The organism is Pelomonas aquatica (genome assembly GCF_026712205.1).
GTDB lineage: Bacteria > Pseudomonadota > Gammaproteobacteria > Burkholderiales > Burkholderiaceae_C > Pelomonas > Pelomonas aquatica.
On sequence record NZ_JAPPUW010000008.1, the window covers coordinates 188,818 to 207,989 of the forward strand.

General features: G+C 67.6%; 19 protein-coding genes, 1 tRNA gene and 1 other annotated feature. Of the genes, 16 read left to right on the forward strand and 4 right to left on the reverse strand.

Annotation, left to right across the window (positions count from 1 at the left end; all coding sequences use genetic code 11):
• The first annotated feature begins 12 nt into the window (after window positions 1-12).
• The 6 genes from NYP07_RS10740 (at window position 13) to NYP07_RS10765 (ending at window position 8,076) form a co-directional block, all read left to right on the forward strand.
• Complete coding sequence (locus NYP07_RS10740; RefSeq protein WP_268150196.1) at window positions 13-2,574, forward strand: PD-(D/E)XK nuclease family protein; 2,562 nt, start codon at window positions 13-15, stop codon at window positions 2,572-2,574.
• Complete coding sequence (locus NYP07_RS10745) at window positions 2,571-5,792, forward strand: UvrD-helicase domain-containing protein (RefSeq protein WP_268150198.1); 3,222 nt, start codon at window positions 2,571-2,573, stop codon at window positions 5,790-5,792. Before NYP07_RS10740 ends, NYP07_RS10745 begins: the two co-directional genes overlap by 4 nt.
• A gap of 15 nt (window positions 5,793-5,807) precedes the next feature.
• A tRNA-Pro gene (locus tag NYP07_RS10750) sits at window positions 5,808-5,884 on the forward strand.
• Window positions 5,885-6,134: 250 nt separating this feature from the next.
• Window positions 6,135-6,353, forward strand: a complete 219-nt coding sequence (locus tag NYP07_RS10755; protein ID WP_378990609.1) for a MerR family transcriptional regulator — start codon at window positions 6,135-6,137, stop codon at window positions 6,351-6,353.
• Window positions 6,354-6,644: 291 nt separating this feature from the next.
• Window positions 6,645-7,433 (forward strand): phosphatase PAP2 family protein, encoded by a 789-nt coding sequence (locus NYP07_RS10760; protein ID WP_268150202.1) that lies wholly within the window; start codon window positions 6,645-6,647, stop codon window positions 7,431-7,433.
• Between the two features lie 250 nt (window positions 7,434-7,683).
• Complete coding sequence (locus NYP07_RS10765) at window positions 7,684-8,076, forward strand: diacylglycerol kinase (RefSeq protein WP_268150205.1); 393 nt, start codon at window positions 7,684-7,686, stop codon at window positions 8,074-8,076.
• A gap of 113 nt (window positions 8,077-8,189) precedes the next feature.
• Here NYP07_RS10765 and NYP07_RS10770 read toward each other — a convergent pair whose 3' ends face one another.
• Entirely contained in the window at window positions 8,190-8,327 is a 138-nt protein-coding gene (locus NYP07_RS10770) for a hypothetical protein (RefSeq protein WP_268150207.1), read from the reverse strand.
• Between the two features lie 402 nt (window positions 8,328-8,729).
• Between NYP07_RS10770 and NYP07_RS10775 the strand changes: the two genes are divergently transcribed.
• On the forward strand, window positions 8,730-8,867 hold the full coding sequence (locus NYP07_RS10775) for a hypothetical protein (RefSeq protein WP_268150209.1): 138 nt from the start codon (window positions 8,730-8,732) through the stop codon (window positions 8,865-8,867).
• Window positions 8,868-8,900: 33 nt separating this feature from the next.
• Here NYP07_RS10775 and NYP07_RS10780 read toward each other — a convergent pair whose 3' ends face one another.
• The 3 genes from NYP07_RS10780 to NYP07_RS10790 all read right to left on the reverse strand — a co-directional run bounded on the left by NYP07_RS10780 (window position 8,901) and on the right by NYP07_RS10790 (window position 12,300).
• On the reverse strand, window positions 8,901-10,247 hold the full coding sequence (locus NYP07_RS10780; RefSeq protein ID WP_268150211.1) for a sensor histidine kinase: 1,347 nt from the start codon (window positions 10,245-10,247) through the stop codon (window positions 8,901-8,903).
• Window positions 10,247-10,906 carry a response regulator gene (locus NYP07_RS10785; RefSeq protein ID WP_268150213.1) on the reverse strand — a complete coding sequence of 220 codons (660 nt, stop codon included), beginning with the start codon at window positions 10,904-10,906 and terminating at the stop codon, window positions 10,247-10,249. The genes NYP07_RS10780 and NYP07_RS10785 overlap by 1 nt, the downstream gene beginning before the upstream one ends.
• 168 nt (window positions 10,907-11,074) lie before the next feature.
• Window positions 11,075-12,300 (reverse strand): IS3 family transposase gene (locus tag NYP07_RS10790; RefSeq protein ID WP_420852385.1). Its coding sequence is split into 2 segments (ribosomal slippage): window positions 11,075-12,012 and window positions 12,012-12,300, totalling 1,227 coding nucleotides; the frame shifts between segments, so codons are not numbered across the junction.
• Window positions 11,906-12,022 (reverse strand) — a sequence feature (AL1L pseudoknot). (Overlaps the previous gene by 117 nt.)
• 54 nt (window positions 12,301-12,354) lie before the next feature.
• On the opposite strand from NYP07_RS10790, the gene NYP07_RS10795 reads away from it, so the two are divergent.
• The 9 genes from NYP07_RS10795 to NYP07_RS10835 all read left to right on the forward strand — a co-directional run bounded on the left by NYP07_RS10795 (window position 12,355) and on the right by NYP07_RS10835 (window position 19,165).
• Window positions 12,355-13,173: a MipA/OmpV family protein gene (locus tag NYP07_RS10795; protein WP_268150217.1), complete on the forward strand. Its 819-nt coding sequence runs from the start codon at window positions 12,355-12,357 to the stop codon at window positions 13,171-13,173.
• 60 nt (window positions 13,174-13,233) lie between these two features.
• Window positions 13,234-13,584 carry a cobalt-zinc-cadmium resistance protein gene (locus NYP07_RS10800; RefSeq protein WP_268150219.1) on the forward strand — a complete coding sequence of 117 codons (351 nt, stop codon included), beginning with the start codon at window positions 13,234-13,236 and terminating at the stop codon, window positions 13,582-13,584.
• Between the two features lie 210 nt (window positions 13,585-13,794).
• A complete protein-coding gene (locus tag NYP07_RS10805; RefSeq protein WP_268150316.1) occupies window positions 13,795-14,103 on the forward strand; it encodes a zinc ribbon domain-containing protein in 309 nt (102 codons plus the stop codon).
• Window positions 14,104-14,105: 2 nt separating this feature from the next.
• Entirely contained in the window at window positions 14,106-14,642 is a 537-nt protein-coding gene (locus NYP07_RS10810) for a hypothetical protein (RefSeq protein ID WP_268150221.1), read from the forward strand.
• Entirely contained in the window at window positions 14,639-15,034 is a 396-nt protein-coding gene (locus tag NYP07_RS10815) for a hypothetical protein (RefSeq protein WP_268150223.1), read from the forward strand. Before NYP07_RS10810 ends, NYP07_RS10815 begins: the two co-directional genes overlap by 4 nt.
• Window positions 15,035-15,268: 234 nt before the next feature.
• A complete protein-coding gene (locus NYP07_RS10820) occupies window positions 15,269-15,613 on the forward strand; it encodes a CzcE family metal-binding protein (protein WP_268150225.1) in 345 nt (114 codons plus the stop codon).
• Between the two features lie 135 nt (window positions 15,614-15,748).
• Window positions 15,749-16,129 carry a cation efflux protein, CzcI family gene (gene czcI, locus NYP07_RS10825; RefSeq protein WP_268150227.1) on the forward strand — a complete coding sequence of 127 codons (381 nt, stop codon included), beginning with the start codon at window positions 15,749-15,751 and terminating at the stop codon, window positions 16,127-16,129.
• 106 nt (window positions 16,130-16,235) lie between these two features.
• Complete coding sequence (locus tag NYP07_RS10830; RefSeq protein WP_268150229.1) at window positions 16,236-17,525, forward strand: TolC family protein; 1,290 nt, start codon at window positions 16,236-16,238, stop codon at window positions 17,523-17,525.
• Window positions 17,526-17,551: 26 nt separating this feature from the next.
• On the forward strand, window positions 17,552-19,165 hold the full coding sequence (locus tag NYP07_RS10835; protein WP_268150231.1) for an efflux RND transporter periplasmic adaptor subunit: 1,614 nt from the start codon (window positions 17,552-17,554) through the stop codon (window positions 19,163-19,165).
• Window positions 19,166-19,172: the final 7 nt, after the last annotated feature.

Consider the following 19,172-nt stretch of genomic DNA (forward strand, 5'->3'; position numbering starts at 1 on the left):
CGGGAGGCCCCATTGCAAGCCATCAGCCTGGGCCTGGCGCCCGGTGAAGACATCGATGCGTTCTGGTGCCGCGTCGCCGGCAGCTGCGCAGCCTGGCTGGACGAGCGCGGCGTCCCGTTGCGCGACGCCGTGCTGCTGCTGCCCTTTGCCCAGCAGCTGGCGCCGGCGCGGCGCGCCTTCCTGGCCCGCGGCGGCTGGATGCCGCGCATCGCGACCAGCCACAGCCTCGCCTCGGCCCTGGGGCCGACGGCGCTGGCCCGGCCCGGCCAGCTCTCGGGCGACGCCGCCATCGACGCCTTCACGGCCGACCGCCTGCTGGCCGGCCAGAGCTGGGTGCAGCCGCTCAAGCGCGGCAACCTGCGCGACTACCGTGTCGCGCTGGCCCGCCTCGTCGACACCGCCCAGGCCCTGGCGCGTGCCGCGGCCCAGGTGCCGCCCGCTGCGCGCCCGGCCTTCCTCGACATGGCCCACCAGCGTCTCGCGCTGCTGGACGCCGGCCCGGGCCTGCTGGAACGCGCGCTGGCCCAGGTCGCGCTGGCCTGGGTGGCGGCCGACGAGCGCCAGCCGGCCACCGACGCGCTGTTCGCGCTGCGCCCCAGCGCCTGGATCTGGCTGCGCGCCGGCGGCCCCGATCCGCTGGCCCAGGCCCTGCTGGCCGGTGACGTGCCCGCCCTGTGCCTGGACGCCGACCTGGACCTCGACCAGGCCTGGGCCGGCTTCCAGCCCACGGCGCGCGTGGAAGAAGCCGTCGCGCCGGACTTCGAGACGCTGGCCGCGCAGGCCGCCACGGCCGTCATCCAGCACCTGAACGCCGGCCGCCGGCCGGTCGCGCTGCTGGCCCAGGACCGCGTCGTCATCCGCCGCGTGCGCGCCTTGCTGGCCCGCCAGGGCGTGCCGGTGCATGACGAGACCGGCTGGACGCTGGCGACGACGCCCGCCGCCGCCGCCGTCATGGCCCTGCTGCGCGCGGCCCTGGCCGGCGGTGCCGTGGACGACTGGCTGGCCTGGCTGAAGTCCGCGCTCGCGGCCGGCTGGGACGTCCAAGGGCTGGAGGCCCGCTGCCGCCGCTTCGGCTGGCGCCAGGCCGCCCAGCTCGACGCGGCCGCGCTGCCGCCGGCGGCCGGCGCGGCCTGGCAGCGGGCGCGGCGCCAGCTGGAGCCGCTGGCCGGCGGCGCACGCTCGCTGGCGGGCTGGCTGGTCGCGCTGGGCCAGGCGCTGCACGGCCTGGCGCCGCTGGCCGAGGTCGAGGGCGGCGAGGCGCTGCTGGACGCGCTGTGGATCTCGCGCAACCCCTGGGCCGGCAGTGCCCACGAGGAGGCGCTGGCGCAGACCCGGCTGCGGCCCGATGAATTCCTGGCCTGGGTGGACGACACGCTGGAGGCCGCCCAGTTCGAGCCGGCCCAGGAGGCGGGTGCGGCCGAGGTCGTCATCACGCCGCTGGCCCGCGCGATGCTGCGGCCCTTCGGCGCCATCGTGCTGCCCGGCGCGGACGCCGCCACGCTGGGGCCGGTCAACCCGCAGGCCGGGCTGCTGGCCGATGCCGACGCGGCAGCCCTGGGCCTGCCCAGCCTGGCCGAGCGCCGCGCGGCCGAGGTGCAGGCCTTTGCGCAGCTGCTGCGCGCGCCGGTGCTGACGCTGCTGCGCTGCGCCTTCGCCGGTGCCGAGCCGCTGCCGCCCAGCCCGCTGCTGGAGCGCCTGGCCGGCGCGGCGGCGCGGGCCGGGCTCGCGCTGCCGGCCTGGGCCGACGAGCGCGAGCCGGTCGACACGCCGCCGCGGCCGCAGGCCCGGCCGGGCGCGGATGCCGCCGGCCGTCTGCCCGCGGCCCTCAGCGCCAGCGCCATCGACGCGCTGCGCAACTGCCCCTACCAGTTTTTCAGCCGCGTGCTGCTCGGCCTGCGCGAGGCCGACGAACTGGAGCAGGAGCTGGGCAAGCGCGACTACGGCACCTGGCTGCACGCGGTGCTGAAGCGCTTCCACGAGTCCCGCGGCGGCGATGACGACGCCGCGCTGCGCGCCGCCGCCGAGGCCGAGCTCGCGCTGCTGGATGCCGCCGACTTCCTGCCCTTCTCGGCCGCCTTCGAGCGGCTGCGCCCGCACTATCTCGCCTGGCTGGCCGAGACGGAGGCCGCCGGCCAGCGCTATGCGGCCGGCGAGGTGGACCGCGAGGCCCGGCCGTTTGCCGCGCCGCTGCAGGCACTGGTCGTCAAGGGCCGCATCGACCGCATCGACGACTCACCCACCGGCACCTGGCTGCTCGACTACAAGACCGGCGATGCGAAGGCGCTGAAGGACAAGCTGGCCGCGCGGCTGGAGGACACCCAGCTCGCCACCTATGCGCTGCTGAGCGGCGCCGAGCCCGGGCTGCGCGCCGCCTACCTCGTGCTGGACGACGGCAAGGGCATTGCGCTGCTGCCGCACGAGGACGTCAGCGACACAGCCCTCGCGCTGCGCGACGGCCTGCAGGCCGACCTCTTGGCGATGCACGATGGCGCGCCGCTGCCCGCGCTCGGCGAGGGCCGCGTCTGCGACTTCTGCGAGGCGCGCGGCCTGTGCCGCAAGGACGACTGGACATGACCGAACTCGCCCCTGATTTGGCGTATTGGGCCGACGGCCACCGCATCCCGCGCGAGCGCTTCTACGCGCTGGCCTGCGACCCGGCGCGCAGCATCGTCGTCGAGGCCTGCGCCGGCGCCGGCAAGACCTGGATGCTGGTGTCGCGCATCCTGCGAGCGCTGCTGGCGGGCGCCGAGCCGCAGCAGATCGTCGCCATCACCTTCACGCGCAAGGCCGCCGGCGAGATGCGCCAGCGCTTGGCCGAATGGCTGGCCGAGTTCGCGCAGGCGCCCGAGGCCGAGCAGCTCGCGGCGCTGCGCCAGCGCGGCATTGCGGCCGACGCGGCCGTCGCGCTGCGGCCGCGCCTCGCGGCACTGCAGACGGAGCTGCTGCGGGCGGGGCGTGCCGTCGAGGTGCGCACCTTCCACGGCTGGTTCTCGCAGCTGCTGCGCGCGGCACCGCTGGCCTTCCTGCAGGGCCTGGGGCTGGCGCCCGAGCTGCAGCTCGTCGAGGACGAGGAGGAACTGATGCCCACGCTGTGGCGGCGCTTCCACGTCGCCGTGCTGGCGGACGCGGCGCTTCGGGCGGACTTCCAGGCGCTGACGCAATCGCGCGGCCGCTACAACCTGCGCGAGTGGCTGCTGGGCGCCTTCGCCAAGCGCGTGGAGCTGCGCCTCGCCGAGGCCGCCGGCGTGCTGGAGGGCAGCCTGCCCGGCGCCGTCGAGCTGCTGGGCACGACGCCGGAGCAGTTCTTCGGGCATCTGCGCGAGCCCTTGCTTGCGCTGGCACGGCAGCTCGGGGCGGCCAAGGGCAAGAAGGCGCAGGACGCCGCCGTCGCGCTGGAGCAGGCCGGGGATTTCGACGCCGCCTTCGCCGCGCTGTTCACGCTGAAGGGCGAGCCGCGCAAGCTGGGCGTCGACAGCGCCGACTTCGACGAACTCTGCGGTGAGCTGCTGCATCTGCGCGCGGCCATCGTCCAGCAGCGCGCCGCCGACGAGCATGCCGCGATGCGCCGCCTGGCCCTGGTGCTGGTGGACGCCTTCGAGGTGTTGAAGCGCGAGCGTGGCCTGGTCGACATGAACGACCTGGAGCGCGGCGCGCTGGCGCTGCTGGGCGATGCGCAGACGGCCGGCTGGGTGCAGCAGCGGCTGGACGCGCAGCTGCGCCATCTGCTGATCGACGAGTTCCAGGACACCAGCCCGCTGCAATGGCAGGCCCTGCATGGCTGGCTGCAGGCCTATGCCGGCGCGGGCGGCGGTGCTGCGCCGTCGGTCTTCATCGTCGGCGACCCCAAGCAGAGCATCTACCGCTTCCGCCGCGCCGACCCGCGCGTGTTCGCCGCGGCCCAGGACTTCGTCTGCGAGGGCCTGGGCGGCGTGCGCCTGGCCTGCGACCACACGCGGCGCAACGCGCCCGAGGTGCTGGCCGCCGTCAACGCGGCCTTCGACGGCGCCCAGCGCGCCGGCGCCTACGAGGGCTTCCGCCTGCACACGACCGAGGTGGCCGAGGTCGACGAGCTGGCCGGCCTGTGGGCGCTGGACGCCGAGGTCAGCGCCGCGCCGCCTGCGGCCGAGGCCGACCCGCTGCGCTGGCGCCCCAGCCTGACCGAGGCCCGCCACGAGGCCGAGGTCAGCCGCCGCGCGCCCGAGTGCGAGCGCGTCTGCGCGGCCATCGTGGGCCTGCTGCGCGAGCGCCCCGAGCTCAAGCCCGGCGATGTCTTTGTGCTGGCCCGCAAGCGCGACCCGCTGCGCCAGCTCAGCGCCGCGCTGACCGCCGCCGGCGTGCCCCATGCCGCGCCCGAGGAGCAGCCGCTGGCCGCGCAGCCCGACGTGGCCGACCTGCTGGCCCTGCTGGACGTGCTGGCCTCGCCGGGCCACGACCTGTCCCTGGCCCGCGCGCTGCGCAGCCCCCTGTTCGGCGCGTCCGAGGCCGATCTGCTCGCACTGGCCGAGGCCGCCGGCACGGCCGAATGGCTGGGCCGGCCGCCGGCCGAGCGGCGCGGCTGGTGGGACGCGCTGCAAGACCTGGCTTCACCCAGCCCGGCGCTGGCGCGCGCCCAAGCCCTGCTGCGCGGCTGGGCCGCGCAGGCCCGCCTGCGCACGCCGCACGAGCTGCTGGACCGCATCGTCCAGGAAGGCGAGTTGCTGCCCCGCATCGCCGCCGCCGTGCCCGCGGCGGACGCGGCCGTGCGCCTGCAGGGCGTGCAGGCCCTGCTGCATGCGGCGCTGGAGCTGGACGGCGGCCGCTACGCCCAGCTCTACGGCTTCGTCCGTGCGCTGAAGAGCCGGCCGATCAAGTTCGTGCCCGCTGCCGCGCTCGACGCGGTGCAACTGCTGACCATCCACGGCGCCAAGGGCCTGGAGGCCGAGGTGGTCTTGCTGCTCGACACCGACGCCGCGCCACCCAAGGCCGAGACCCTGGGCCTGCTGCTCGACTGGCCCGTGGGCCGGCCGGCGCCGCGCCGCGCGGCCTTCCTCGCTTCCGAGGCCCGGCCGCCGCCGTCGCTGCAGGCGCTGGTCGACGACGAACGCCGCGAGCGCGAGCGCGAGGAACTCAACGGCCTCTACGTCGCGCTGACGCGGGCGCGCCGCGCGCTGGTGCTCAGCCACACGCCCGGCCGCAGCCAGGCAACGAGCTGGTGGGAGCGGCTGCAGCCGCTGGCCCGGCCCTGGCCCTTCGCGCTGGACAGCGGCGCGCGCACCGACGCCGCCGCGCCACGCCTCGCGCCGCTGCCGCGCTGGCAGCCGCCGGCCGCGCCGCCCGCGCGCGAAGGCGCGGCCCGCAGCGAGCGCCAGGCCAGGGTCGGCGAGGCCCTGCACCGCGTGCTGGAGTGGGTTTCGGCACCCGGCCAGACCCAGCCGCTGGAGGTATTGCTGGCCGCGTCGGCCCAGGCGTTCGGCCTGGACGCCAAGGCCCGCGAGCAGCACGAGCAGGCGGCGCGAGCCATCCTCGCCAGCCCCGACTGCCGCCCCTTCTTCGACCCGGCCGAACTGCTCTGGGCCGGCAATGAAGTGGCCGTGGGGCAGGACGGGGAGGACCAGCGCATCGACCGCCTCGTGCAGCGTCGCGACGGCAGCTGGTGGGTGCTGGACTACAAGCTGGGCGCCACGCCGGAGCGCGAGCCGGCCTACCTCGAGCAGATGCGCGGCTATGTGGCGGCCGTTCAAGCGCTGCAGCCGGGCGAGGCCGTGCGCGCCGCACTGATCAGCGGCACCGGGCGCTTCGTGCCAGTCAGCTAGAATGATGGGCTTGTTCGGGGCGTAGCGCAGCCTGGTAGCGCATCTGCTTTGGGAGCAGAGGGTCGCGAGTTCGAATCCCGCCGCCCCGACCAAATTTTTCCTTAGAAATCAACGGGTTACAGCTGGGCGGCTGTAGCCCGTTTTTCTTTCCAAGTCCTATTTTTGGTCTTTGGGGACAACCCTAGGGACAACCACGAACTCGGCTGACCTCTGAGCATCTGGTGATAGCTGCCGCTTTTTTTGCTCCGCCACGCTGGTTGTGGGTTGCAGCAGACAAAAAAATATCGGCAGGGCGGGGGGGCGTGGGACAGAGCGTGGGATCCGTGCGCGGACTGCGGCGACGTGAACGCGCTGCTGGACCAGCACATCGACCACGTGTCGCGTCGCGTGAAAGAGCTGCGGGCGCTGGAGAAGCAGCTCAAGGAACTGTGTCATCGTTGCTGCGAGGCCCCGAGTGCCAGCGAGTGCGGCATCTTGCAGGGCCTGTCGGTAGCGTCACAGGAAAGTCAGGCGACTTCAGATTCCGCGGCATCGCACTTGCGCTCGGTGCACTCCCATTGAGCCCAAGCGGCCGTGCGCGCTCGGCGAGCGCTCGCGCAACCAAGGGGTCTGCCAGCTCGCCGGATTTATGTGCGCCAAGGTGCATGCCCTTCGCGGACAAAGCCGTTCAGCGATCAAGTCAAAGCACCGCCCCCTGTTCAGTCGTTGACGGACTTTTCCGAGGCCGAGCGTACGGAAAGCGGAGGTCATGCTCGACGCATGCAGGTCGGGTTCGCGACGAGCAGGCTTAAGCATTCCTTAAGCTCCGCGCCCAAACACTGCCGCCGGTTTTCAACGGCGCCAGCAGTCTTCGTGTTCCAAGCTTCTCGCAATTCCTCCTCGTACCGGCCCCGCAATGTTGATGCACCGTGGGGGTCGCTCGGGACGAGCGTCATCACTCGAGCATCGCAGGACGCCTCAGTAGTCTTTGTCGGGTTGGCATTGTTGGCCCTGTGGGAGTGGTCTCGCCTCGACCTTCCTTTGATCAGGCTCTATGGTTCTGCCGCCGGCTTTCCCTGGCGAGACCACTGGCTCACCGCAAAGATCCTGCATGACGGCGCACGTCTGGTGGGGTGGACGTTCTTCGCCTTGCTGTTGTTGAGCATCTGGAGGCCAAAAGTCCTTGCCGCTGGGCTACTTCGACGAGACAGGATCTGGTGGATCGCCACCACGCTGATCTGCGTAGCGCTCATTCCGATGCTCAAGCGTGCCAGCAGCACCAGTTGTCCGTGGTCGTTGATCCAATTCGGCGGCGAGCTTGCGCGCTACGTGCCGCATTGGGTGCTGGGCCTGCGGGATGGCGGGCCAGGGGGATGTTTCCCCTCAGGGCATGCCTCGACGGCCTTCGCGCTGTTGCCCGGCTGGTTTGCCTTGCGGGACAAGCTGCCCAGGACAGGTCGTATCTACCTTTTCATCGTCGTGGTCTGCGGAGCGGGCCTCGCATGGGTCCAGATGATGCGAGGAGCGCACTACCTGAGCCATTCGTTGTGGACGGCGTGGATCTGCTGGACCGTCAGCGCACTCAGCTGGCACGCAGTGAAGGCATGGCAGGAGCGGGGCATATCCCACGCCAGCGATGCAACGCGAAGCCCCCTGTCGTGAGGCGCGTCGTCGAGTGGTTCAATGCCATATGCGATGGCGCCGCGGGAACAAACGCACGTGCCGATGATCATGTAGGCGCCGGCGGGCGGCGAGCTCGACCGCTCGCTGAAACCTGGCTGCCTGACCTTCTTACGCGACAGTCCAGCCTTTCACGACAACCTTCTCCATACCGTGATGGGGTGGGTGGGGGTGAGGGCGGATGTCTACCAGCCAGCGTTGGAAATGCTGTCGACGTGCCCGTGAGGAAAACATGAAAACTGGCAACCCTCACAAGGGGCGGACGGGCATCGAGCGCATCGTCTATGCGTTCCGATACTCCGTGGACGGACTGGTCGCCGCGTTCAAGGGCGAAAGCGCGTTTCGCCAGGAGGTCGTGCTTGGCATCCTCTTGGTGCCACTGGCGCTTTGGCTGGCGAAGACCGAAGTGCAGCTCGTCCTGATGGTCGGATCGTTGCTGCTTGTCCTGATCGTCGAGTTGCTCAACTCCGCGATCGAGGCGACGGTTGATCGGATCTCCTTCGAACACAACCTGTTGTCCAAACGTGCGAAGGACATGGGAAGTGCCGCGGTGCTGCTCGCGCTGACATTGACCGCCTTGGTGTGGGGCTCAGTGATCTGGACGCACCTCGATGCGGGGCCATGAAGCCTCAGCACGGCGCGTAGCCTGCGGCAGCGCAGTTTTGCGGTCAGCACCTCCGGTGGCGTAGCCATACCGCGCCGAGCGACTCCTCGACGGCAGTCGCTCAGGTCCAAAGCCTACTTCTTCTTTGGATCGTGCTTGTGGATCGGCAGCGTCGGATGCTTCGGTGCATTCTGCGGATCGACGTGACGGCGACGGTCGTCGGTCCCGTCCTGCTTCTTCGGCTTCGGTCCCGGCTTGATTGGGTGGGTCATCCCTGAGTCCTCGATTTGTATGCAGCCAGAGCGGCTGCGGTGCCAATTTGGCCGCCCGGAGCGCGATCTAGCAACGCTCGAAATCGAGGGCTTGAAACGGCGCGCCGCGCCATTACCTCGGCCAGCGCTGCGAGCCGAACCAACCCCTCTCAGTTGACCGGATAGAGTGAGTGAACGGACGGTAGTGTTCGAACCCGAACCGATCACAACCGTGCGAATTCAGGGATATCACACGTGGCGAAACGTACAAGAAATCAAACCACAGGCGACATCGGCGAAGTGAGCCTGCAGCTGCTCTTCGCCGAATGCGGATACCCGATCCTCAAGGCCTTTATCGTGGCGCGGTAGGAGAAGAGGTCAGTCGGTCTCGGCGACTAGACCAACTTTCCCAGCACTGCCTCGATGGAGAACTACATCGCGAAGAAGCGCTTTGGCAAGCCCTTCGCCCAGTTGAAGGATCAGGAGCAGACCAGAGTCAGCATGTTGACCTCCGGTCCAGAGCAGGGCGTGAAGCCCAATTTCTTTGATCGCACGGCCTGAGCAGCGCGCTGCGGCTCTTCAGCGGCCAGCACATCAGTTGCGCATCCTGGTCTGAGCCGCCTGGAAAACGACGCTGACTGACAGGCCGCGACCGCCTTCCTTGTAGCCCAGCTCGACTTTTGCGTCGTGTTTCTCGGCGATGGCCCGGACGATGGACAGCCCGAGTCCGCTCCCTTCGGGGTCTTGGCTGCCAGACGTACCGCGGAAGAATCGGTCGAATACGCGTGTACGTTCGGGTTCAGGAATGCCGGGCCCATCGTCGCTGACGCGAATCACGGGATGAGCCAGATCCATCAGCACCTCGATAGTCACGGGCCCGCCTGGCGCGTAGCGCAGCGCGTTGTCGACAAGGTTGTTCAGCAGCACCGTGAGCTGTTGCACGTCGCCATCGACGACGGCCTCGTCGATGACATGAACACCCAAGTCCACACGCCGAGCATCGGCCTTGATGGCGAACCTGCCAGCGACGCTGCGGGCCAGGGCAGCCAAGTCGACAGCTGCGACCCGCATGTTCTCGACGTCCGGCTCGCTGCGTGCGACCTGCAGCAACTGTTCCACCAGATGCTGCGACCGGTCGATGCCCGACTCTAGCTCCTCCAGCGAAACTTGCTTGGACGTCTCGTCAGGACTGCGCTTGAGCATTTGAAGTTGCAGACGCAAGGCAGTGATGGGGGTGCGCAGCTCGTGAGCCGCGTCGGCCAGGAAGCGGCGTTGCGCCAAGAACGACTCGCCGAGTCGGCGCAGCAGTTCATTGGTGGATTCGATCACCGGCTTCAGCTCCTGCGGTGCGGCGCCCATAGGGATGGGGGCGAGCGAGCGGGCGCTGCGCGTCGCAATGTCGCGGGCAGCGCCATCGAGTGGCGCCAGGCCTCGACGCAGACTGAAGACGAGGAGGGCGCCTACAGCGGCGACGAGGCCGACCATCATCGATGAGATCTGGGCGGCGGACTCACCGGCCATCTGCTGTCGCTGGGATTGGCGCTGGGCTGCCTGCGCCACGTAGCCATGTCGGAGCACTGTATGGACGATCCACCGCTCACCGCCGACCAGGGGCTGGCTTTGCCCCTCGATGGACAAAAAGGGTAGTGATACCCGCGGGTCCGAGATGTAGAGGCGCTTCCCGGCAGCTGTCCAGCTCTGGGTGACGATCTCGGAATTGTCCGGGATGTCTGTGCGTGCCGGGATATCCGCGCTGGCGGTCCAGTCCTGATTGGCGTGGTGCATGCGGGCGACACCCTCGGCAATGGTCTTCAGCTCCGCATTGAAGACCTCATGCATCTCCTCAAGCGTCACCCAGTAGGCAGCGACGGTCACCAGCACGGTGCCCACCGCCAGTGCGCCAACGATCCACTTGAGAAGGTCGCGTTCAAGAGATCGCATCAACCCTCCGCCACCCGATAGCCCACGCCTCGCACCGTGCGGATCCGATCGCTGCCGAGCTTGCGTCGGAGGTTGTGTACGTACACCTCGATGGCATTGCTCGCGATCTCCTCGCCCCAGCCATAGATGGATTCTTCAAGTTTCTCCTTGGAGATGACGATTTCGGGTCGCAGCATCAAGGCCTCGAGAAGCCCGAACTCGCGTGCCGACAGGTCTACGGGCAGACCATCCAGCGTCACGATTCGTCTTCCGGGATCCATCACAAGAGCGCCGCAACGGAGGATGGGCATGCCGGTGCCGGCGTGGCGGCGAAGAAGCGCACGGACGCGGGCGATCAGCTCGTCCAGATCGAACGGCTTCAGGACGTAGTCGTCGGCTCCGGCGTCAAGGCCTGCGATCTTGTCGCTGACAGCGTCTCGGGCAGAGGCGATCAGGACCGGCATGCCATTCCCACGATCGCGCAGCTTCTTCAGCAACTGCATGCCGTCGACCTGCGGAAGGCCGAGGTCAAGGATAGTCAAGTCATGCAGACCGTGACCCAGAGCCAATTCGGCGTGGCGGCCATCGCGGACCCAGTCCACGCTGAAGCCGGCCTGGACCAGGCCACGCTGCAGCGACTTGCCGACCATCACGTCGTCTTCGACCAATAGCAGGCGCATGTCGTTCTACTTGCCCTTTGCAGGCCATCTTAAATTGGGGTGCATGGTCTGGTTTCGATTCTTAAGCCGGGCTTAAGGTGGCGACTTGAACCATGGCGGCATGACTCTTCCTGCGCGCCATCCTCGATCTGAATCGCCCCGGGTTCCGCGGAGGCCCGTTGGTTTAAGTCAGACGGTCGCGGCCTGACCAGCGCGTTGTCGATGGTAGTTGGCCTCGAACTCGGCCGGCGGGATGTAGCCCAGCGGCTCCATCAAGCGGTGGTGGTTGAACCAAGCGACCCATTCCAGCGTCGCCAGTTCCACCGCCTGCTTGGTCTTCCACGGCCCGCGCCGGTGGATCACCTCGGCCTTGTAGAGCCCGTTGATGGTCTCGGCCAGCGCGTTGTCGTAACTGTCACCCTTGGAGCCCACTGAAGGCTCGATGCCGGCCTCGGCCAAGCGCTCGCTGTAGCGGATGGACAGGTATTGCGACCCGCGGTCCGAGTGATGGATCAAGCCGTCGTCTTCAGACGGCTTGCGGTCGTACAGGGCCTGCTCCAGCGCGTCGAGGACGAACTCGGTGTGCATCGAACTGCTCTGGCGCCAGCCCACGATGCGCCGGCTGAACACGTCCACCACGAACGCCACGTAGACCCAGCCCTGCCAGGTCGAGACGTAGGTGAAGTCCGAGACCCAGAGCTGGTTGGGCCGTTCGGCACGGAACTGCCGGTTGACCCGGTCCAGCGGACATGGCGCCTTGGGGTCAGGGATCGTGGTGCGCACCGCCTTGCCTCGACGCACGCCCTGCAGCCCCTCTTGGCGCATCAACCGTTCGACGGTGCAGCGCGCTACCGCCACGCCCTCGCGGTTGAGCTGGCGCCAGACCTTGTCGGCGCCATAGACCTGCATGTTGGCCTGCCACACGCGCTGGACCTGAGGCACCAGGCTCGCATCGCGCTGCGCGCGACGCGAGCACAGTGCAGGGTTGTGCCGACGGGCCGCATGGCGCCAGTACGCCGACGGGGCGATCTGCATGACGCGGCAGATCGACTCGACCCCAAACTGCTGGCGATGCCGGTCGACGAAGACCTTCAGGACTTGATGCGGCGGTCGAGCTCCGCCTGGGCGAAAAACGCGCTGGCCAGCTTCAGAATCTCATTGGCCTTGCGCAGTTCGCGCACCTCGCGTTCGAGGTCCTTCACGCGCTGCGCCTCGCTGGTCGTCACGCCCCCGCGCACGCCGGCATCGACCTCAGCACGCTTGACCCATTCGTTCAGCGTCTGCGGCACGCAGCCGATCTTGGGCGCGATGGACTCGATGGCCGCCCACAACGACGGGTACTCCCCTCGGTGCTCCTGCACCATCCTCACCGCACGCTCACGCACCTCGGGCGAGAACTTGTTCGACTTGCTCATGGCTCAATCCTCTCAGAGTGTTGAGCCTCCTCGAAACCCGGGGCGATTCAATCCGTGACCCGCATCCTGCCTTGCGCCGTCGCACTCGCGATTTCCCAGTCCAGCCATGCCGAGGAGGACGACCAGAAGGGAACCTCCACGCACAACTATCTCGTCGGCGCGATGGCGCTATCGCAACCCGAGTACGAGGGCTCGGAGCGGCGCATCATCAAGCTGCGACCGCTGTGGGCGTACCAATGGGGGCGCTTCAGGCTCAGTACGTCGCGCTCGGCTGCGGCGATGAACTTCGCTTCCGATCCGCAGGGCCCAGGCGCGAGCGCGCTGCTGGTCGACGGCAATCGCTTTCGGTTCGGAGGCGCGCTGCGGTTCGACAGCGGGCGCCAGTCAGGCGATTCCCCGCGGCTCATCGGTCTTCCGGACATCGAGAGGACGCTGCGCGGTCGGGTCTTTGTAGGCTACAAGCTTTCGGACCGATGGGATGTCAGTGCGAACGTGTCCCAGGATCTGCTGGGTCGGCAGGGCGGCGCGGTTGGCAGTCTCGATCTGGGATATCACAAGCGCCTCGGCGACAACATCGTGTGGTCGGCGGGTTTGGGCATGTCCTTCGCCAACCGCCAGAACATGCAGACCTACTTCGGGATCACGCCGGAGCAGTCGGCGACATCGAAGCTGCCCGTGTTCATGGCGAGCAGCGGGCTTCGAAACGTGTACGTCGGCACCGGTTTCATCACGTCGTTGACCCCGCGCTGGATTCTTTTCGGCAACGCAGGCGCGTCGCGGTTGCTCGGAGACGCGGCGGCGAGTCCGCTGACCGGCCAGCAGAGTTCGGTGTCCGCTGGGTTGGGACTGGCGTACCGATGCTGCCGCTGGTAACGGGAACAAATACCGCGCGCCACGGTTCCCCTTTTTTAGCCTGCTCGATAAACTGAAGCCGTGCGACGCATCTTCACGTACCTGCTGTTGATCGTTACGCTGCTGCAGTTCAACTGGGCAGCAGCGGCCGCGTATTGCGGGCACGAAACTGGTGCTGCAGCCAAGCACTTTGGCCATCACGAGCACAAGCACTCGTCGTCTGATCAGGCGAAACCCGCCAAGGAGTCCAAGGCGACGAGCCTCGCTCATGCGGACTGCGAGATGTGCCACTTCGGGTCCAGCGCGCCCATCTTCGAGGTGCTGATTGCGTTGAGCAAGCCCTCGAGCCAGACCGTGCTCGCAGAGCCGATGGAACACGCTTCCCACATCCCCTCGTTGCCAGACCGGCCAGATAGATCGCGCCTCGCCTGATCCGGCGAGAAGCGCCCTACTGCTTTCCCAAGCTCCGTTCGACGCCTCGTCGGAAACCTTGTCGGCACCTGCCACGAGGAACCGATGCGACCACCTTTGATCGCACGAACCTCTCCCAGCAGGCTGCCATCGCAGTCAACTGACGCGGCAACGTCGCGCAGCATCTAGGAGATAGACATGGGATTTTGGGAACGCATCGCGCGTGGCGTCATGAGCGGACACGGTAGTGGCGGTCATCACGGTGGGTCTCGCTCGCACGGGTCCAGCCACGGCGGCTACAACAAGCACGGTGGTCACGGTGGCGGTGGCTACTACCCCTCGGCACCGACGCCAACACAGACGAGCCCTGGTGGTATTTCTGGCCTGACGTGCGCGAAGTGCAGCCAGCCCGGGGCGCCAGGTGCGCGCTTTTGTGGTGGATGTGGCGGTCCCCTCGTGGCGGCCAGCTGCGAGGGCTGTGGAGCTGTACTCCTGCCCGGCGCTCGGTTCTGCAGCCAGTGTGGCAAACCGGGTGCGTGATCATGGACAGGCGCAGCGTCATCGTGTCCTCCGCAGCGTTGGGCAGCCTGGTGCTGTCGGGTTGCGCGAGCACTCCTCGCACTCCTCTGAACGATCGCCATTGCTACTGGGCGAGAACGCGGAGCAGATCCAAGCCGACCTGCACGGCTGGGCCGATCCCGGACCTCGCAGCCGACGAGAGGGCCAAACGGTTTGAGCCGGTGCCAGGCCGGCTGGTGATCTATGTGGTCCGGCACCGCTGGGGCGACACCGTGAACATGGTCCGAGTGGGAATGATGGGTGGCGCCCTGGTGTCCACGACCCCGGCATCCATGGTGCGGTTGGTGGTCCCGCCAGGCGGGCATCGGTTGGTGTTCGAATGGGCCAAGGGGCAGGGCAGTTTGGATGTCCGCGGCGAAGCCGGGCAGGTGCTCTTCGTGGAACTTGTGGGCAGCCTCTGGTTCTGGAACGAGTACTACCGGTTCGAAACAGGGGAGTCGTCCTTGCGCGACCGCGCATTGAAGTGCCGGTTAGTGGCTGATGTGGATGGGAAGGGATGATGGCCGTACGACAGACCGACGGGCTTGAGGAGGCGCCAGCGCCTCTCCCACCAGAGTCAGCTGCGGCGCACTTTGAGGCGATCGCGAAAGGCATCAACGACGTCGACGTCGTCATCCAGGGGCTGATAGGCCGGATCCGGCCAGCCAAACCTTGGCAGCGGCAGTTGCTGCAGCAGTTGCGGACGGCGGATCGGCATGTCGAGATCCTGCGGTTGGCCATTTCGCTGGACAGGAGTGCCGAAGAGATCCTTGAAGCGGCGAAGGCGTTGAAGCAGGGCCTGCAGCTCACCAATATGCAGATCGTCGGCGGGCGCGCGGACGGCTTCACTCGCAACGCCTTGCTCGTGGCGTTCCGCAACGCGACGCTGGTCAGCGAGATGCTCTCTCCCTGACTGGCTACTGTGAAAGTTCAGTTGCGCGGATGGCTGCCTGCATATGTGTCAGGCGCCGTTCGTTCTGAAAGGTTCGCCGGTCGCCTAGACGGCGGCTTCGAACGGCGCAACATGACAAATTTGTAATGGTCTCAGCAGGGGTCTCGTCGGTGGCGGATTTCTACAGTCTTCCTCGTGGTGAACGTTTTCAGGCGGCTCGGTTGAGCGCCACGGGCACCGAACAAGGAGTACCTCATGAACCGCAACCTGTCTGCTACCGCCCTGATCGCCAGTCTGTTCGTCGCCATGACCGCGCAGGCAACGCCGCAGCGCAACGATGCCATGCTGAATGGTAAGTCGGTGCATGGCGAGGCGGTGGCTGCGCCTCAGAACGCCCGTATCGTGAACCTCGATGCTGGGAAGTCCGTGAACGTGAAGTGCGGCGAGGTGATTACGTTCCAGAAGGCGGGCAAGTCCTTCAGCTGGAAGTTCGATTCCGCCCAGCACCGCGCGGTGGATGTGCGCACGATCGCCCCCGCAGGTTTCGCTGACAAGCCGCTGATGGTCTATGTCTCTCGCAGCGAATGGGAAGGCGCCTGACCCTTGGCACAAGCGATCCGCGGCCTCCCGGCTGCGGATCTGTAAGCCAAAGTCACTGCGGTCTGCGAACGATTTCACTCAGTTGGACCGCAACGAGTCACCCTGACTTCACGCATTCAAGACACAATTCGACCCATGAGTCGCTGGCTGACCATCTTTTTGCTGTTCGTGCTGCCCGTCCAGTTCGCCTGGTCGGCAGCTGCAGCCTATTGCCAGCACGAGGACGCTCCGGCCACGACGCACATCGGGCATCACGTCCATGAGCACAAGGCCGGCAGCGACACCGGCTCCAAGGCGTCTGGTCAGCACTTGGGTGAGTCTTCGTCGGCCAAGGCCGGCAAACTGCTCGGCGACAACGATTGCGGCTACTGCCACTTCAGCGTTGTGAAGCCGATGGTGTCCGAGGCGGTGAAGTTGGACAGCACCGCCACCTTCTCTCTCCACGCTGCGTCGAAGAAGACGTTCAGTTCGCGCGGGCCTGACCTGCTGGAACGCCCCAACTGGCGCATCGCCTGATCGGCGAGCGCAGTTCCGTCTCTACTTTCTTTCTCTCGTGCGGCCCTGACCGCAACACTGCTCTCGCCGAAACCCTCGCGTTGTTTCAACAACCCTGGAGCTTTCGATGCGCAGAACCTTCGTGCCGCTGGCGTGTGCGGCACTCATTTCCTCCCTTGCTCAGGCCCAATCGCCTGCGCCTTCGGCCACTACTCGTCCTGACGTCAACGTCGCGGCGTCGGCGGCCATCTCCCCCCAAACCGCATCGCTGACGCTCAGCGCGGCGGTCGACACGGCGCTGGCGCAAAACCCGCAGCTCCGTGCAGCCACGGCCGAGCTGGATGCCAATGACGGCGCCTTGCGGCAGGCTGGCCTCATCCCGAATCCCGTGCTGGGTGTCGATCAGGAAGACCTCAAATCCGGCACCCGTACAACGACCGTGCAGCTCGCCCAAACGCTCGAGATGGGCGGCAAGCGCGCTGCCCGTGTCGAGTTGGCCCAGCGTGGCAAGGACATCGCCGCACTGGAGCTTGTGGCGCGGCGCGCCGACATTCGCGCCAGTGCCATCCAGGCGTTCTTTGACGCGCTGACGGCTCAGGAGCGCGTCAAGGTGGTCGAGGAGTCCCTGCGTATCGCCAACAGCGGCGTGGACGCTGCCGTGCGGCGCGTGACGGCAGGCAAGGTCTCGCCGACCGAAGAGACGCGCGCCCGTGTCGCCGCCTCGACGGCACGAATCGACCTGCGCCAAGCCCAGGCTGAACTCTCGGCGTCACTGCGGGCCCTGTCGGCCGTGATGGGCGTTGCTGAGGGCACGGTCCAGCGTCTGGACGGCAACGTTGAAGTGCTGCCCGTTGCGCCCTCCGCGCCAGACATCATGGCTCGTCTGCCGGACGCGCCGGCCATTCGCCGCGCCCAGCTGGAAGTCCAGCGAGCCGATGCCGGCTATAGCGTGGCACGTGCCAAGGGCGTGCCTGACGTGACCGTCGGCGTCGGCGCGCGTCGAGACCAGACCGTCGGGCGTACCCAGGCTGTTCTGAGCGTCTCGGTGCCGCTGCCGTTCTTCGATCGCAACCAGGGTGGTCAGTTGGAGGCCCTGCGCCGGCGCGATGCCGCACAGGCGACGGCCCAGGCTGAAGAGCTGCGTCTGCGCTCTGAGGTGTTGCAGATGGCCGACCTGCTGCAGGCACGCAAGGATGAAGTGGAAGCTCTGCGCCGCGAGGTGCTACCCGGTGCGCAAACCGCGTACGAGGCGGCCAAGACCGGCTTCGAGCTGGGCAAGTTCAGCTTCTTGGATGCCCTCGACGCCCAGCGCACCTGGCTCCAGGTCCGCAGCCAGTACTACACGGCGGTGGCGCAGGTCCATCGCACGGCTGCAGAGATCGACCGCCAGCTCGGCACCACGACAGATCGCCCGTAACGGGCAACCAACTCAAGAGATCGACGATGTACAACAAGCAAAGCACGCTGGAGCGCCTGCGTGACGCCGTGGGCAAGAAGCAACTGATCGCCATCGCCGCGGTCATCGCACTGGGTGCGGTGGGCACCGTGTCCATCCTGCGCATGGGTTCCAGCGCACCTGCAGCCGAGGAAGAGCATGGCCACGGTCATGACGAAGCCAAGGGCCATGGAGACGAGGAACACCACGGCGAAGCCAAGGGCGCGAAGGGGCACAGCGACGCTGAGGGCCACGGTGACGGTGAGCACCATGAGGAAGCCAAGAAGGGCACCAACGGCGGCGACGTCCTTGGGCAGCAAAAGGGTGTGACCGTCGAGATGCTCCTGGCTGACCAGGGTGGCTCGCCACGCATCAAGGTGTGGCTGACGAAGGACGGCAAGCCCCTGCAACTGGCCGCTGCTCAGGTGGCCGTGCAGCTGCAGCGCCCCGGCCGCGACGCAGAGAAGGTCGCTTTCGCCCTGGACGGCGGCGTGCTGGTGAGCTCCCAGGTCGTGAGTGAGCCGCACCTTTTCAAGGGCTCAGTCGACGTCCAGACGGGCGGCGGGCTGCTGCAGTTCCCGTTCGAGAAGGACGAGGGCGCTGTGACGATGACTGCCGAGCAGATCAAGGCGGCTGGCATCAGCATCGAGACGTCGGGTGCGGCCACGATCCGTTCCGCGCTGCAGTTGCCTGGCGAGATCGGCTTCAACGAAGACCGCACGGCCCACGTGGTGCCGCGAGTCGGCGGTGTCGTCGAGTCGGTGCCCGTGGCTCTGGGTCAGCAGGTCGTGAAGGGGCAGGTCCTGGCCGTCATCAGCAGCTCGAGCGTGTCCGACCAGCGCGCCGAACTGCAGGCCACCCAAAAGCGTTTGCAACTTGCACGCACGACGTACGAGCGCGAGAAGCAGCTGTTCGAACAGCGCATCTCGCCGCAGCAGGATGTGCAGCAGGCCGAGCAGGCCATGCGCGAGGCGGAGATCGCCGTGGCCAATGCCCGCCAGAAGCTGCAGGCCATCGGCGCCACTTCTGACTCGTCGTCGCTGAACCGGTTCGAGCTGCGTGCGCCGTTCAACGGCATCGTCGTCGAGAAGCACATCGCCCTGGGCGAGCAGGTGCGTGAGGACGCCAACGTGTTCACCATCTCGGACCTGAAGTCGGTCTGGGCGCAGGTGAACGTGCCCGCGCGTGATTTGCCGCAGGTCCGTATCGGCGAGAACGTGGTCATCCGCACCACGGCCTTCGAGCAGAAGGCCGTGGGCAAGGTCGCCTACGTGGGCGCCCTGATTGGTGAGCAGACCCGCACAGCGCAGGCGCGGGTGGTGGTCGACAACCCGAACATGGCCTGGCGTCCCGGCCTCTTCGTCAACGTCGAGGTCTCGTCTGACGAGTCTCAGGTGCCCGTGTCGGTCACGGCGGACGCCATCCAGACGATGGAAGGCAAGTCGATCGTCTTCGTCCGCACGTCGAGCGGCTTCGCGCCGGTGCCAGTCGAGCTGGGCCGCAGTGACGGCAAGCGTACCGAGGTCACCTCCGGGCTGAAGGCGGGTGCGCAATACGCGACGTCCGGCAGCTTTGTCATCAAGTCTGAAGCCGGCAAGGCCTCGGCCAGCCACGCGCACTGAAAGAGGC